Source organism: Aquimarina agarivorans, from assembly GCF_000218485.1.
GTDB lineage: Bacteria > Bacteroidota > Bacteroidia > Flavobacteriales > Flavobacteriaceae > Aquimarina > Aquimarina agarivorans.
In genome coordinates this window covers 15,697-31,458 of the sequence record NZ_AFPB01000160.1, presented here as the reverse complement: position 1 = coordinate 31,458, position 15,762 = coordinate 15,697, and the positions used below count along the sequence as shown (strand labels likewise).

At 32.3% G+C, this 15,762-nt stretch carries 15 protein-coding genes; 9 read left to right on the top strand and 6 right to left on the bottom strand.

The features are described 5' to 3' along the window. Positions 1–94 precede the first annotated feature (94 nt). Positions 95–1,180: a ligand-binding sensor domain-containing protein gene (locus tag GMC_RS0112245; RefSeq protein WP_010522409.1), complete on the top strand. Its 1,086-nt coding sequence runs from the start codon at positions 95–97 to the stop codon at positions 1,178–1,180. 23 nt (positions 1,181–1,203) lie between these two features. Here the strand turns inward: GMC_RS0112245 and GMC_RS0112240 are convergent, their stop codons facing one another. Together GMC_RS0112240 and GMC_RS0112235 are read right to left on the bottom strand one after the other, a co-directional pair. Next, on the bottom strand, positions 1,204–1,920 hold the full coding sequence (locus GMC_RS0112240; protein WP_010522408.1) for a GDSL-type esterase/lipase family protein: 717 nt from the start codon (positions 1,918–1,920) through the stop codon (positions 1,204–1,206). Positions 1,921–1,944: 24 nt separating this feature from the next. Then, positions 1,945–2,901, bottom strand: coding sequence for a PhoH family protein (locus GMC_RS0112235; RefSeq protein WP_010522407.1), 957 nt, complete (start codon positions 2,899–2,901; stop codon positions 1,945–1,947). A 163-nt stretch (positions 2,902–3,064) separates the two neighbouring features. Between GMC_RS0112235 and GMC_RS0112230 the strand changes: the two genes are divergently transcribed. Further along, positions 3,065–3,898, top strand: coding sequence for an SAM hydrolase/SAM-dependent halogenase family protein (locus tag GMC_RS0112230; protein ID WP_010522406.1), 834 nt, complete (start codon positions 3,065–3,067; stop codon positions 3,896–3,898). A 30-nt stretch (positions 3,899–3,928) separates the two neighbouring features. Then, a complete protein-coding gene (gldG, locus tag GMC_RS0112225) occupies positions 3,929–6,310 on the top strand; it encodes a gliding motility-associated ABC transporter substrate-binding protein GldG (RefSeq protein WP_010522405.1) in 2,382 nt (793 codons plus the stop codon). Positions 6,311–6,364: 54 nt separating this feature from the next. Here gldG and GMC_RS0112220 read toward each other — a convergent pair whose 3' ends face one another. The 4 genes from GMC_RS0112220 to GMC_RS20790 all read right to left on the bottom strand — a co-directional run bounded on the left by GMC_RS0112220 (position 6,365) and on the right by GMC_RS20790 (position 9,958). After that, positions 6,365–7,252 (bottom strand): transporter, encoded by an 888-nt coding sequence (locus GMC_RS0112220; protein ID WP_238527992.1) that lies wholly within the window; start codon positions 7,250–7,252, stop codon positions 6,365–6,367. Then, positions 7,239–8,294 carry a cytochrome-c peroxidase gene (locus GMC_RS0112215; RefSeq protein WP_010522403.1) on the bottom strand — a complete coding sequence of 352 codons (1,056 nt, stop codon included), beginning with the start codon at positions 8,292–8,294 and terminating at the stop codon, positions 7,239–7,241. Before GMC_RS0112215 ends, GMC_RS0112220 begins: the two co-directional genes overlap by 14 nt. A gap of 37 nt (positions 8,295–8,331) precedes the next feature. Continuing rightward, positions 8,332–9,363, bottom strand: coding sequence for an MbnP family protein (locus tag GMC_RS0112210; protein WP_010522402.1), 1,032 nt, complete (start codon positions 9,361–9,363; stop codon positions 8,332–8,334). Positions 9,364–9,577: 214 nt separating this feature from the next. Beyond that, positions 9,578–9,958 carry a hypothetical protein gene (locus tag GMC_RS20790; protein ID WP_010522401.1) on the bottom strand — a complete coding sequence of 127 codons (381 nt, stop codon included), beginning with the start codon at positions 9,956–9,958 and terminating at the stop codon, positions 9,578–9,580. A 253-nt stretch (positions 9,959–10,211) separates the two neighbouring features. Here GMC_RS20790 and dnaN point away from each other — a divergent pair, with 253 nt between their 5' ends. From dnaN to GMC_RS0112175, 6 genes are all read left to right on the top strand, one after another. After that, positions 10,212–11,330 (top strand): DNA polymerase III subunit beta, encoded by a 1,119-nt coding sequence (gene dnaN / locus GMC_RS0112200; RefSeq protein ID WP_010522400.1) that lies wholly within the window; start codon positions 10,212–10,214, stop codon positions 11,328–11,330. A gap of 144 nt (positions 11,331–11,474) precedes the next feature. Continuing rightward, the gene (gene rfbA / locus GMC_RS0112195; RefSeq protein ID WP_010522399.1) at positions 11,475–12,350 is read left to right on the top strand and encodes a glucose-1-phosphate thymidylyltransferase RfbA; all 876 of its coding nucleotides are present in this window, start codon (positions 11,475–11,477) and stop codon (positions 12,348–12,350) included. 4 nt (positions 12,351–12,354) lie between these two features. Next, positions 12,355–12,927, top strand: a complete 573-nt coding sequence (gene rfbC, locus GMC_RS0112190; protein WP_010522398.1) for a dTDP-4-dehydrorhamnose 3,5-epimerase — start codon at positions 12,355–12,357, stop codon at positions 12,925–12,927. Further along, positions 12,920–13,777 carry a dTDP-4-dehydrorhamnose reductase gene (gene rfbD / locus GMC_RS0112185; RefSeq protein ID WP_010522397.1) on the top strand — a complete coding sequence of 286 codons (858 nt, stop codon included), beginning with the start codon at positions 12,920–12,922 and terminating at the stop codon, positions 13,775–13,777. Before rfbC ends, rfbD begins: the two co-directional genes overlap by 8 nt. A gap of 9 nt (positions 13,778–13,786) precedes the next feature. Continuing rightward, positions 13,787–14,800, top strand: coding sequence for a dTDP-glucose 4,6-dehydratase (rfbB, locus tag GMC_RS0112180; RefSeq protein ID WP_010522396.1), 1,014 nt, complete (start codon positions 13,787–13,789; stop codon positions 14,798–14,800). A gap of 4 nt (positions 14,801–14,804) precedes the next feature. Further along, complete coding sequence (locus tag GMC_RS0112175) at positions 14,805–15,755, top strand: KpsF/GutQ family sugar-phosphate isomerase (protein WP_010522395.1); 951 nt, start codon at positions 14,805–14,807, stop codon at positions 15,753–15,755. Positions 15,756–15,762: the final 7 nt, after the last annotated feature.

The following is a 15,762-nucleotide window of genomic DNA, read 5'->3' as shown; positions in this document are numbered from 1 at the left end:
AGGTAATATTTAATTTGTAGATGGGTACTGTAGTCATTAACTACAGTACCCATTTTTATAGTTACCTGTTAAATTAAAAGTTCAAAAACAATTAATGAAGCTATTTAAAATAATTTTATTACTATTAACCAGTACTCCTTTTTATTCCCAAGAATTAGCAGTTGAAAGTAAGCCTCTTCCTCTAACAAAGTCTTTTACAACCTACAAAAACAAAGTTTTTTGTTTAAAATCAGATGGTAAAATTGATATTTGGGATGTAAATGAGATGGATAAAACAAATGTTATAAAAAAAGATAAATTTAATACCATCTACTTAGGTACCAAACATGGAGCTGTGTTTAAATTAGATCCGACTGATTTAAAACTAACTCTATACAACAATAAATCAACATTAATAGATCGAGGGGATTATGACATTTTTTTTAACTCCAAAAATGAATTATTTTTAATGTCTGGTTATGGTATTCATGCTATTGAAAAAGGTAAAAAATGGTCAAAATTTGATCAAAGTGGCACAATGGTAAGCTTATGCAACAATGTTTATTCTCGTAAAAAACAAAAAAACTGGGAACCTAAGTGTACAAAATTCTTCTTTATTATGCCCGATACCATTTATAAAGATAAAAATGGCATTATTTGGATGTCTAAATCTTATGGAGAGTGGAGACACGAATACCATAGATTTGATATTGAGCAAGCAGCTATACTTAAACCAAAAGGTGATTATATGATTAACCCTCACTATTTATTTGAAGATAGTTTTGGTACTATTTACGGAACAAGCGGATCTATGCATTTTTCCCAATCGGGAAGTATAAGTATAATTGAAAACAATGAAGTTATAAAATCAATTAACAGTACAGAGTTAACTGATAAGAAAGGTAAAATATTATTTAAAGAAGGTATGATGATTGGACCATCAACCTACAATAAGTTCAATAGAAAATTTTATTTTTCAACAAGCTCTGGCATATATTCAGCTGATCTGGTTAAAAACAATTTCATTAATTTTGAGCTAATTTTTAATCCGACATTAAATTGGCAACAAGAGCCTTTGGCTATAGGCTACTCAATGTCCTATGAAAAATTAGATTTTATAGATATAGATCAATTACTATTTTTAACGAGTAATAATGGACTTGGCTTGTACAGTAATAAAAAAATCAAATGGCTTAATTAGATTAAAATTTTAATCCATAATTATTAATTGCTTGTCTCTAAATATGATTTAAGAACATTTACCCATACTTCATAACCTTTATCATTTAAATGAAGTCCATCATAGGTAAATGCCTCTTTCAAAAAGCCTTTGTTATTTATAAACGATGCATGTAAATCTATAACCTGATACAAACCTAAAGCTTCGTTCTTTTTTATTGTGGTATTTACTTTAAGAATTTCTTTGTTTACTTGCGCAGTTGCTGTAGGCAAAAGGCTTTGTAAATAAACCACTGTTTTGGGTGATCTTTTGCGTATTTGAATACAAATTTCAATAATATTACTTTCAACATAATTCACAGAAGGAATCCCTTCGTTAGCTATATAATTAAACAAATCATTTACCCCAATTAACACAAATACTTTTTCGGGTTTACTTTCGATAATCTCTTCAAGCCTTTGCAATACACCATAGGTAATATCACCCGATATTCCTCTATTTTTCGCGTTGGCAACACCTAATTTTTCGCTCCAATCATTCCCACCTTCAGTGATACTATCTCCCAATAATACAATATCTCCTTTTTGTAAAGGATCATTCTTAAATTCTTTTATACGTTTTGGATATTGTTTAATAGCCCAATCATTATGATGTTCAATTACCAAATCATTAGAAGGGTATATTGAATTTTTAGTTTCTTGCTTACAACTCAACACACTATTCATTATCAAAAATAAACATCCAATTAAATATTTTTTCATGTAACATAATAGTATTACTTAATATTACTCTGGATTATTTTCAATTCCTTTATACGCTGCAATAACACTTTTTACTAATTTATGTCGAATCACATCTTTATCATCCAAATACAACATGCCAATTCCCTTGACATCTTTAAGTACTAACAAGGCTTCTTTTAATCCCGAGGTGACTCTCCTTGGCAAATCAATTTGCCCGGGGTCACCTGTTATCATGAATTTGGCATTTCTTCCCATACGGGTTAAAAACATTTTCATTTGTGAGTGGGTCGTGTTTTGTGCCTCATCCAAAATTACAAAAGCATTATCCAAAGTACGCCCGCGCATAAACGCAAGCGGTGCAATTTGTATGGTTCCTTTTTCAATAAAATCCTCCAAACGTTCGGCAGGAATCATGTCTCGCAAGGCATCATATAATGGCTGCATATACGGATCTAACTTATCCTTCATATCACCAGGCAAAAAACCCAAATTTTCACCTGCCTCAACAGCCGGACGCGTCAAAATAATTCGTTTGACCTGCTTTTCCTTTAATGCTTTTACCGCTAAGGCCACACCAGTGTACGTTTTTCCAGTACCTGCTGGTCCAATGGCAAAAACCATATCGTTTTTTCGCATTAAATCCACCAATTTACGTTGATTAACAGTTTGCGCTTTGATTTTTTTACCACCAACACCATGAACTAAAACTGCATTTGTATGGTCCGCGGTAGCGTAATCTGCCTTATCATTACTGGTAAGTACACGCTCAATAACATTTTCATCCAACTTGTTGTATTTGGCGTAATGCTCCAATAACATGTTTAACCGCTTATCAAATTCTTCCAACTGATCCTCATCCCCATAGGCTTTCATTTTAGTTCCCCTGGCTACCAACTTAAGCTTAGGAAAGTACTTTTTTAAGGTTTCTATGGTTTCGTTTTGTTGTCCAAAAAAATCTCTTGGACTTACATCTGTTAGTTCAATGATAAGTTCGTTCAAATTAGTTGTTATTTAAATTACACATCTAAAGTTAGTTTTTATTTTTGTAATATTTAGCGTAGGAATTTTGTTATTTTCGCTATTTGTAAAATATCAAACGCTAAATTGATAAAAACAAATTTAAACTATTATCATTTTCGAAATTAATTATTTTATCAACTAAATGTCAATTATAACCTTAACAACAGATTTTGGTAATAAAGATCATTCTGTAGCAGCAGTTAAAGGAGCTATTTATAGTGAATTACCTGAAGCAACAGTTGTTGATATTTCGCATCAAATTTCGCCATTTCATATTGAAGAGGGTGCGTATGTAATAAAAAATGCCTACAAAAACTTTCCCAAGGGCAGCATACACATAATTGGTATTGATAGTGAACTTACTCCGGAAAATAAGCATATTGCTGTGTTATTGGACGGACACTACTTTATTTGTGCTGACAATGGTATTATTTCCTTAATAACTTCGGAGTTTAAACCAGAAAATTTAGTTGAAATTAGTTTGCCTGATACCAAACAAAGTAATTTTCCTACCTTGGATATTTTTGTAAGGGTCGCCTGCCATTTGTCGCGCGGAGGTACGCTGGAGATTATTGGTAAACGAATAAAATCAACTAAAGTACTCACTGCAACCGCTCCAGTGATAAACCAGGGAGGTAACCAAATTATTGGAAGCGTAATTTATATTGATAATTACGGAAATATAATAACCAACGTTACCCGTACTTTTTTTGAAACAGTTCAAAAGGGGCGTAAATTTAAAATAACTGCACGTAGGGTTGACTTTTCGTCAATTGTAAACCGATATAGCGAAGCTATTAATTTTACAATTGAAAAATCCAAAAGAGAGGAAGATGGAAAAAAGATTGCTTTATTCAATACTTGCAACTTTTTAGAGTTAGCTATATATCGAAGTAACCCGAATACTTATGGTGCAGCAAGTACATTGTTTGGTTTAAAATACCGCGACACCATAAATATTACTTTTGAAGATTAATTTAAACTCACTTAAACAACACAAACAACTATGATAGCATTACTAAAAAAGGAGTTAATTCATTTTTTTTCTTCTGCTATTGGCTATGTTTTTATAAGCTGTTTTTTAATTATTACTGGAGTTTTTCTGTGGACACTCCACGGAAATTTTAACATCCTGGACAGTGGGTTTGCCAGCCTTTCATCATTTTTTGAAATTGCCCCATGGGTTTTATTACTACTCATACCCGCTGCTTGCATGCAAAGCTTTGCCGATGAGCGTAAACAAGGCACAATGGAGCTTTTACTTACCAAGCCCATTAGTACATTTCAATTAATTTTAGGTAAATATTTGGGTGTATGCTGCATATTAATTTTTGCGATACTCCCTACCCTTGTTTATGTTATTGCATTACACAATTTAGCGTTGCCTGTGGGCGAAATTGATTATGGCAGTATTACTGGATCTTACATTGCATTATTTTTACTCGGCGCCGCTTACAGCTCGGTTGGAATTTTTGCTTCAAGCTTGACTCAAAACCAAACGATTGCACTTTTAGTTAGCATGCTTTTGTGTTTTATAGCCTACTTTGGTATTGCTAGTTTAGCTGAATTTTCCAGTATTAAAAGTTTTGACATGCTGGGCATAGCTTTTCATTATGACCGCATTAGTCAAGGAGTATTAGATACCCGAGATTTACTCTATTTTGCCAGTTTTTGTCTGCTTTTTTTAGGGAGTACTTATTTTATTTTCAGAAAGAAAAATCAACCCCTTAACCTAAAAAAATTAGGAATTATTGTCAGCGTATTTGCTGGCTTAATTATCATCAATAACTACAATTATTATCGTTTTGATTTAACAAAAGATCATCGCTTTAGTCTTTCCGATACCACCAAAAACTTACTCCATCAAATTGACAAACAAGTCACTATTGATGTTTTGTTGGACGGTAAGCTTCCGCCAGAATTTAAAAAACTGCACAGAGAAACAAAACAACTATTAAGCACATTTTCTGCTGAAAATAGGAATATAAAATTTATTTTTAATGATCCTTTAGCTAAACCAGAATTAAAAGCACAAAATATTAATGAATTGCAACGTTTGGGTCTAACTCCTGCCGAAGTAAACACTAAATTTGAAGGGGTATTAAAAAAGGAAGTTGTTGTTCCCTGGGCGCTGGCTTATTTTAATAACAAAAGCGTTAAAATTCCATTGCTTAAAAATAGCTTAGGAGCCACTACTGCTGAACGTGTTACCGCTTCGGTTCAAAATTTAGAATACGCCTTTGCCGATGCTTTAAAACAATTGGCTTTACCTAAAACAAAAAAAATTGCCATTTTAAAAGGAAACGATCAGTTGGCCGATATATTTATTGCTGACTACATAAAAGCTTTACAAAAATATTACCGCGTAGCTCCTTTTGCTTTAGATGTCACAAAAAACAATGTAACCAACACACTAGAGAAGCTTAAGGAATTTGATTTGGTGATAAATGCCAAACCCACCAAAGAATTTACGGAAAATCAAAAATTAGTATTGGATCAGCACCTAATGCATGGCGGAAGTCAATTACTATTATTGGATAAAGTAGTGGCCGAAAAGGACAGTTTATTTACCTCCGATGCGAATAAAACCCTAGCCTGGAACAGGGATTTAAAATTGAAAGATATGCTTTTTGCTTACGGCGTACGCATTAATCCACAATTAGTTAATGATTATTATGCAGCGCCAATAATTTTAGCTAATGGCGAAGGTAGCAACACGCAATACATCCCTTACCCTTGGGGGTACTCTAGCTTATCACAAAACAATAATAGCCATCCAATTACGACAAATTTAGGGAATGTAATCTTTAATTTTACTAGTCCAATAGATACCTTAAAAAATACTGCTAAAAAAACCATATTACTAAAAAGTTCAAATGCCACACAACTTCAAGGCATCCCATTTGAATTAAAACTTTCTCAAATAACTAAGGAACAAAAGCGAGAAAAATTTAATAGCGGAAGTCAGCATCTTGCCGTTTTGCTTGAGGGTCAACTAAAAAGTACTTATAAAAGCCGAATTCTTCCTTATGATATTTCTGATTTTAAGGAAATTTCTCAAAACAGTAAGCTAATAATAGTTTCCGACGGCGATATTATTAAAAATACGGTTTCGCAACAACACCCTTTAGAATTGGGGTTCGATCCTATTTCTAAAAAAACTTATGCTAATAAAGACTTTTTATTAAACGCTGCAAATTATCTTTTGGATGATGCTGGATTAGTTTCACTTCGCGCCAAGCAAGTAAAAATACCCATATTGAACCTAGATAAAGTTTCTGAAAATAAAAGCTTTTGGCAATGGATATGCTTATTAGTCCCAATACTTATTGTTAGTCTTGGCTATATATTATTTTTCTTATATCGCAAAAAAAAATATGGAAACTAGTATAAACACTAGCTTCCATATTTTCGACCTATAATTTATTTTAGATTATTTATTCTAAAATTGATAAAATGTATATAAGCCAAAGCCATTATTAAATTCCAAATTACCTTCTACAAGTTTTTGCTCAATGGGAAATCTATAATTTGCGCCTAACGTAAATGATTTTAATTGACATTGTAAATCCAATTGACCTGTTACAATAAATCCATCTGTTTCAGGTTCTTCAATTCCAAATCGTTCAAAAGACTTAAAAGTGTCATACAAATTACTTACTGATCCTATCCATTTACTTTTTTTATTAATAAAAGGATATGAAACTGTACTTTGTAAACTTAATTGATTCCCAAACCTGTACCCATCATCATTTTCGCCTTTTATATAATAAGTTCCCCTCATTTTAAATTTAAATTTTTCAACAAGTAAGGAATAAATAACTGGAAAAAACACATCCCAACTTCCAGTTCCTAACTGATTTGATGATGTTTGATTATTTCCTTGATTAAACCTTTCAATAGAAAAATCACCTGTAGGCATTTTTACCCCTGCTCCTACATGCAATGCATGAACCTCAGAAGTATTAAATAAATTATATGTTCCCATGAAAGAAACGTCCCCCACTCCATCTTCAATTAACCTTTCACCAACTGATGTTTCGCGAACAGTAATTAAATAAGGAAATGCTAAGGTTAAATTAATTTTCTTTTGAATATTATAATTACCTATTAATTGAACAGGGTTTATAAAATCATACCCTATAGGACTATTATTTAAAACTATATTTTCTTTGTACTGGTAATCCAAATGATTATACACTAAGCCTATATAATTACTATTACTCCCTAAATGAGAACTACTCGTATTTGTTGCACTACTATTGCATATATCACATGCAAAAACATTGTAAGTAAAACACAAAAACAACATTATATTAATCTTCTGCAAATCTTTCATCTGTTATAAAAGTATTATCTGTTAATGACTTTAAAAAAAATTTCAAAAGTCTTTTATCTTCATTTGATAATGAAATTCCTAAAATTTCATTTTGTTTTAATATCGGATCTAAATTTGGTGTATCCTGTACACCTGTATCATAATGATCTAAAACATCATCAATAGTTGCCAATCGGCCATCATGCATATAAGGAAATGTAACCCAAATATTACGTAAACTTGGCACTTTAAACTTATAATAATCAGGAGCATTACCTCCTAAATCTTCTCCTGTTACTCGGCCTCTTCCCAATTCATCAGGAAATTTACTTGATAATGCCAGTCCGTTATTCCTGTATGTTTGATCGGTAAATAAATCGCCCGAATGGCATTGAGCACATTTATTATTAAAAATACTTAAACCTTCTTTTTCTTCTTCCGAATAAGGAATTTCCATTACCTCACCCCGTACATATTTATCATACCTTGAATTAGCTGAAACCAAAGCATTCATAAATTGAGATAAAGATTGTGTTAAGGTCCTTAAGCTGATTATATGTGGTTCAAAGCTTTTCTTTTCAAAACTCTCATTAAATTGAGTTACATAACTAACGTCATTTTGTAATTTTAAAAGTACGTTATCAATGGTTTCATTCATTTCCACCTCCGACTCTATAGGAATTATTGGTTGTAAATCTAAATGACGAATAGCTCCATCCCAGGTAAAATCTTTCATGAAAGCTAAATTTTGAAGTGGTTGCGTATTTCTAGTTCCAAAAACTCCATTTACACCATCGCTAATATCATGACCATGATGTGTAAATGCATTACTTTGATTATGACAACTCCCACATGAAACACTTCCGTCAGAAGACAATTTACCATCATAAAACAAGCGTTTCCCTAACTCGAATTTTTGTTGAGTAAATTCATTTTCAGAAAAATCATAAGTCAGTTCAGGAAAATTACTAGGTTTTTCAAAACTTATATAGATATCATTATTTTCCACACTCTCATCTTCGCACGAAAGTGTGGAAATAATAATTAAAGGCATTATTATTTTAGAAAAAAAATTCATTTATTCAAAGGAATTAACCTTTTCCATGGTCTTCTTCCTTTTCCCCATCATGATCACCTTCATTATCTCCATGTCCATGACCATCTTCCTTTTCTCCATCGTGACCATCTTCATTATCTCCGTGTTCATGTCCGTCTTCCTTATCATCATGTCCATGACCGTCGTCATTAGGATTTGAAACTCCTTCACATTCGTTGTCTGTTGGTATTTCGAAATTAGGATCTGTTGCATGAATATGATCTAACACAAACATTGATTCAATATTAGATGATACTAATGTAGAATTAGGATTGATGATCAATCTACCGTCATAATCCGCTAATTTTATCTCGTTTGTATTTGATAGAATTTTAGAAACATCAATAGATAAGTGAACTTTTGGAGATGTTTTATCACTTACTAAAATCATTCCTTTATCACTAAAATCAATTACAATTTTTTTGCTATTCTCAACACGAGAGACATTCTCTTCATTTGAACTTCCATGACTTCCGTTATGAACTCTAAATATTTTTTCTTTATCACCGTCATAAGTTCCTTCATAGGTTAAAAAACGATAACCTAAAGTCCATCCCCAATCTAAGCCATATTTTTTAGCCTCAACCAACATATTACCTTGAGCTTCTGTTCCTTTTTCATGAACTTCTTCACTTACACCATATAAAAAACTAACACGATCATAATTACCATCAGGTAAATTTGTAAAATATTTTTTCAATGTTGATTTACAAGATAGATCCACTATATGAAAACTCTCATTAGAATCCATCACATAATCTTCAGTTCCGTTAGCTCCGTAAAAAGTAATCTCAGAAATTAAATACTTTAATGCTGTAACATTTATTACTCCATTATTTTTACTATTCAAATCCGTTTTTAAAGCAAATTCTTCTCCTTCAAAAACATTTTCAAATTCCAAATAAGCATCTACTTTATTTATATTATCAACTTCAGGGTTATTACTATTATCATCATCATCACTACTACAAGCTACAAATACGGTAATCATTGCAGTTAATGCTGCTATTTTTAAATTAAATTTCATTTTGTTAAAAAAATTGTGTTGTTTATACTATTCTTTGGTCATTTTATTAGATAAATAAATGATCCACTACGCTATAAATCATAGCATAGGATTTTATTTAAATTTTGGGAAAATCTATCCAAATCAATCATCAAAAAATAACTATACAAATTTTATATAATTATTATTTGTAACAATCAAGTTCTAAAATGTGATTAATAAAGAAGATGTTTAATTAAACTTTAGGAGGAGTTTCTATAATTTCCAAATAATTAAAACCATAAAGGTTTTGATAACCATCAATAAAATCTTTAGAATGAATGAATTTATTAGAAAAATCAATTTGAGAAATAGCTTCAAAGAAAACAATAGGAATTGCTAAAGCTACTTCTATTTTGTTTGAATGTTTTTCTTTGTTTGAAGACCCTGTTACGCTTAATTGTTTTCTTAAATGGCATTGACCATTACACTTCAATTGAGGCTTATCTTTATTTATGCAATACTTTTCAATAATTTCATTAATATTCAAAGAATAATTCCCTACGATACCTACAAAAAGGATAGGCCTTATCGCTATTACAATAATAAGTATAATTGTAAAAAAAAATTCTTTCATAACAATTTTGAGATGCAAAAATATGTATTTAAAATAAAGAATTCGTCTTCGACAAAACATAAATTATGTCAATAGAAATTTTATTCTAGATATAAAAATCTAACGTTAATATTTCGATTTTATTTTGAAAAACAATACTCTTAACAATTAATGAACAACTTGCCGAAAAGTTTGTTAATAAATATGGCTCTTTTCGAATTTCTCAGGAAACTATTAAAATTATATTTGTAATACTAGATTTAATATACACATCATGAAATTTATCGTTTCAAGCTTTTATTTACTCAAACAATTACAGGTATTGGGAGGAGTTATAAATAATAATAATGCACTTCCTATTTTAGATAATTTCCTTTTTGAATTAAATGGAAACGATTTATTTGTATCCGCTTCGGATTTAGAAACCACCATGCTTGCCAAAATACAAGTAGAATCAGAAGATTCAGGAGTTATTGCGGTGCCTGCAAAATTACTATTGGAAACTTTAAAAACGTTTCCTGAGCAGCCATTGACTTTTGTTTTACAAGATAACAATACTATTGAAATTAGCTCCAATCATGGTAAATATGCATTAGCTTACGCTGATGGTAAGGAATTTCCAAAAGCAGTGAGTTTGGAAGAGCCAAGCACTACCAATATTCCAGGGAATGTATTGGCTAGCGCAATTAGTAAAACTATTTTTGCTTCGGGTAATGATGAACTAAGACCCGTAATGAGCGGTATATTTTTTCAGTTTTCTTCTGAAGAATTAATTTTTGTGGCCACGGATGCTCACAAACTAGTGAAATACTCGCGTAGTGATGTTACCGCTAATCAGGTTGCTGAATTTATTATGCCTAAAAAGCCTTTGACATTGTTAAAAGGAATTTTGGCGGGTTCAGAAACCGATGTTTTAATCGAATATAATGAATCAAATGCCAAATTTAGTTTTGATGACATAGAATTGGTATGTAGACTTATTGACGGAAAATACCCAAATTACGAAGCCGTTATTCCTAAAGAAAATCCTAATAAGTTGCATATTGCACGTACGCAATTTTTAAGTTCAGTTCGTAGGGTTTCAATATTTTCAAATAAAACAACCCACCAAATACGTTTAAAAATAGCTGGAGCTGAATTAAATATCTCAGCCGAAGATATTGATTATTCCAATAAAGCTGAAGAACGCTTGACCTGTGATTATCAGGGTGACGATATGGAAATTGGTTTTAATTCGCGCTTTTTTATTGAAATGCTAAATAACCTGAATGCTACCGATGTGCAATTAGAAATGTCCTTACCTAACAGGGCTGGTATTTTAACGCCTATTGATGGCTTGGAAGAAGGTGAAAAAGTAACCATGCTGGTAATGCCAGTGATGCTTAACAGTTAATTTTAAACAACAATTTTAGCCATCCGATAACAAAACACCGTTATCGGATTTTTTATTAAGTAGCCTTCTTTTGGTTCACAAATCAATATAGTACATTTGCTATTAGTTGTGTAAAAAAAATACACACAAAATTTATCTTACTTAATGAAAGGAATTGTATTAGCAGGTGGTAGCGGTACTAGGTTGTACCCAATTACAAAGGGCGTATCCAAGCAGCTGCTCCCGGTGTATAATAAGCCTATGATATACTACCCTATATCGGTATTACTTTTATCGGGAATTACTGAAATATTGATTATTTCCACACCTCAAGATTTGCCTTACTTTAAGCGAATGCTAGGAAGTGGTATTGATTTGGGCATTTCCTTTCAATACAAAATTCAAAAACAACCCAAGGGATTAGCCGAAGCTTTTATTATTGGAAAAGATTTTATTGGCAATGATGATGTGTGCTTAATTTTAGGCGACAATATATTTTACGGTCACGGACTTACCGAATTGTTAGCGCAATCGGTAATTAACGTTCAAAAACTAGGTAAAGCCACTGTTTTTGGCTATTATGTAAATGACCCTGAACGTTACGGTGTTGTAGAATTTGACCAAACAAAAAAGGTAATTAGTATAGAAGAAAAACCTATGGTGCCAAAAAGCAATTATGCAGTTGTTGGTTTGTACTTTTATCCAAATTCAGTAATTGACATTGCAGCATCAATCCAACCAAGTAAAAGAGGTGAGTTGGAAATTACGGATGTCAATCAACATTACTTACAAAAAAATCAGCTTGAAGTAGAGTTATTAGGACGGGGATACGCCTGGTTCGATACTGGTACGCACAACTCCCTACTGGAGGCTTCAAATTTTATACAAACTATTGAAAATAGACAAGGCTTAAAAATTGCTTGTCTTGAAGAAATCGTTTATGAGAAAGAGTACATTAATGCGGATCAATTGAATAAATTGGCCTTACCCCTTTCCAAAAATGAATACGGAAAATATTTGTTACGATTATTAAAAAAATAAATTAATGAAAATTACTACAACTGAACTGCCAGATGTACTCATTATTGAACCTCAAGTTTTTGGTGATCGCAGAGGTTATTTTATTGAAAGTTATAACAAGCAAAAATTTCCTTCTAAATTTAAACATATCAATTTTGTTCAGGATAATGAATCAAAATCAAGCTATGGCGTATTAAGGGGACTTCATTTCCAAACACCTCCTTTTAGCCAAACAAAATTAGTGCGCGTTATACAAGGGAGTGTCATTGATGTAGTAATTGACATCCGAAAGGGATCGCCAACTTTTGGAAAAACAACAGTTCAAGAACTAAGTGAATATAACAAAAAGCAGTTATTTATTCCCCGGGGGTTTGCTCATGGTTTTGCAGTTACAAGTGAATCAGCAATTTTTTCGTACAAATGCGATAATTATTATAGTCCTGAACATGATAAAGGCATATTATTTAATGATCCTGATTTGGCTATTGATTGGATCATTCCTAGCGAAAAACTTATATTATCAGATAAAGATATAAAGCTGCCATTGCTTAAAAATGCTACTGATTTATTTGACTTTAATACAAATTTGTATGAATAATATTTTAATCACTGGTGCTAATGGTCAGGTAGGTTCTGAAATAAAAGAGCTTAGTGAACAATACAAGAATTTCAATTTTATTTTTACTGATATTGATGAACTTGACATTACCAATTACAGTAAAGTTGACACATTTATTCAAACCAACAAAGTGCATTCAATTGTAAATTGCGCCGCCTACACGGCTGTTGAAAAAGCCGAAGATGAACCCCTAATTGCTAAACTTATCAATCATAAGGCTACAGAAAATTTAGCTTTGGTTGCAAAAAAAAATGAACTCCCACTTATTCATATTTCCACAGACTATGTTTTTGATGGAAATTCCTCCGTACCATACAAAGAAGACGACTCCACCAACCCATTAAATATCTACGGTAAAACAAAACATGACGGTGAACTTGTCTTAAAAAAGATTAATCCAAAAAAAAGTATTATTATACGTACTGCCTGGGTGTATTCCAGCTTTGGAAATAACTTTGTTAAATCCATGTTGCGTTTGGGCAAAGAAAAAAACACTCTAAATGTAATATATGACCAAATTGGCTGCCCTACTTATGCTCGAGATTTAGCGCAACTAATTTTGACAATACTACCAAAACTAAAAAATGATACTGTGGAAACCTACCATTATGCTAACGAAGGCGTTTGTAGCTGGTTCGATTTTTCAAAAGCTATTTTTGAATTTAAAAACATTCAATGTAAGGTCAATGCTATCCCAACCTCAGCTTACCCTACTAAAACTGCAAGACCTCATTTCAGTCTTTTAAACAAACAAAAGGTTAAAGATACTTTTTCCGTATCCATACCCTATTGGAAGGATTCATTAAAAGAATGTCTACAAAAAATTTAACTTTGTAAAATGAAGTCAATTCTACTCACAGGCGGTGCAGGATTTATTGGTTCCAATTTTATAAGTTATTTTTTGGAAACATATACCGCATATCATTTGGTTAATTTAGATGCGTTGACTTATGCGGCAAATTTAGGACACATTGAACTCTCTGAATCTTTACAGCAAAGGTATACTTTTGTAGAAGGATCAATTTGCGATAGACAACTTGTAGAAACCGTTTTTGAAAAATACGATATTAAAGGTGTTTTGCATTTTGCCGCTGAATCACACGTCGATAATTCCATAAAAAATCCAGGGCTTTTTATTGAAACTAACGTAAAAGGCACATTTACACTAATTGATGTAGCATTTAAAAAGTGGATGAATAAACCATTTGTTTATAAAGAAGCCTACAAGAACTGTCGGTTTTTACATGTATCCACTGATGAAGTTTACGGCAGTTTAGGTAAAACAGGACTATTTACAGAATCAACCCCCTACGCACCCAATTCGCCTTACAGTGCCTCCAAAGCTTCAAGTGACATGATTGTACGTAGTTATCATCATACCTATGGTATGGATACAGTGATCACAAACTGCTCCAACAACTACGGGCCCAAACAGCACAATGAAAAACTAATTCCTACAATTATTCGCAAAGCCCTTTCGGGAGAAGCTATCCCCATTTATGGCGATGGTAAGAATATACGCGATTGGCTGTATGTTATAGATCATTGTAAAGGCATTGATTTGGTTTTTCATAAAGGAATTTCAGGCGAAGTATACAATATTGGAGGTAAAAATGAAAAAAACAATTTATATATAGCCAATAAAATATGTAGTATTTTAGATCAACTAGCTCCAAATAAAAATCCTTATGCATCTTTGATTACCTTTGTAACTGACAGAGCTGGGCATGATAAAAGATACGCAATTGATGCTACAAAAATTGAAAATAACCTGGGATGGAAAGCTGATGAAAATTTTGAAACAGGAATAAAAAAAACTGTTGCTTGGTATATAAATAAGTATAAAAATTAGTTATTTGAAAAAGGGATACACACATATTGCAAAGCAAGTCATCAATATTGAAGCCAATGCATTACTTGGGTTAAAAAAAACTATTGACACCAGTTTTGATGAAGCAATTAGCATTATACTAAATGCAAAAGGCAAAGTTATAGTTACAGGAATTGGCAAATCTGGTCATATTGGCCGTAAAATTGCTGCTTCATTTGCTAGTACTGGAACACCTAGCTTTTTTTTACATCCATCAGAAGCCATACATGGCGATCTTGGAATGATCAGCAAAGAAGATATAGTACTTGCTATAGCAAACTCCGGAGAAACTACTGAAATTATACGCCTGATTCCGTTTACTAAAGAAAATGACATTCCATTAATATCTATTTCAAGCAAACCAAACTCCACATTAGCTCAAAAATCAAGCGTTCATATTTCTATTGGATCCTTTGAAGAGGCTTGCCCTTTTAATATGGCACCTACAACTTCAAGCTTGCTAACACTAGCCATTGGCGATGCTATGGTGGTTTCTTTGATGAATGGGCGTGGATTTAATGAAGAAAATTTTGCGAAACTGCATCCAGGCGGAAATATTGGAAAACGCCTACTAGATACCGTAGCTGACAGCATGAAAACCGAAAATCTTCCTTTACTTTCCGAAAATGCTGTGATGACAGATGTTATCTACACCATTAACTCAGGTCGATGTGGATTAGGAGTTGTGGGCACAAACAGCTGCGTAAAAGGTATTATAACTGATGGTGATTTACGTAGAGCGATGAATAGCTCACTAAAAGATTTTTTTAATCTTACTGCTGCAGAAGTTATGACTCCGAACCCTAAGTTCATTTCAAAAAGCACCAAACTAATTGACGCAAAAAATGCCATGAACTCTTACAAAATAACCAGCTTACTTGTAGGAAATGAACATCAATTAGACGGTGTTATTCAATTGCACGATATTAATTTGTAACTTAAAA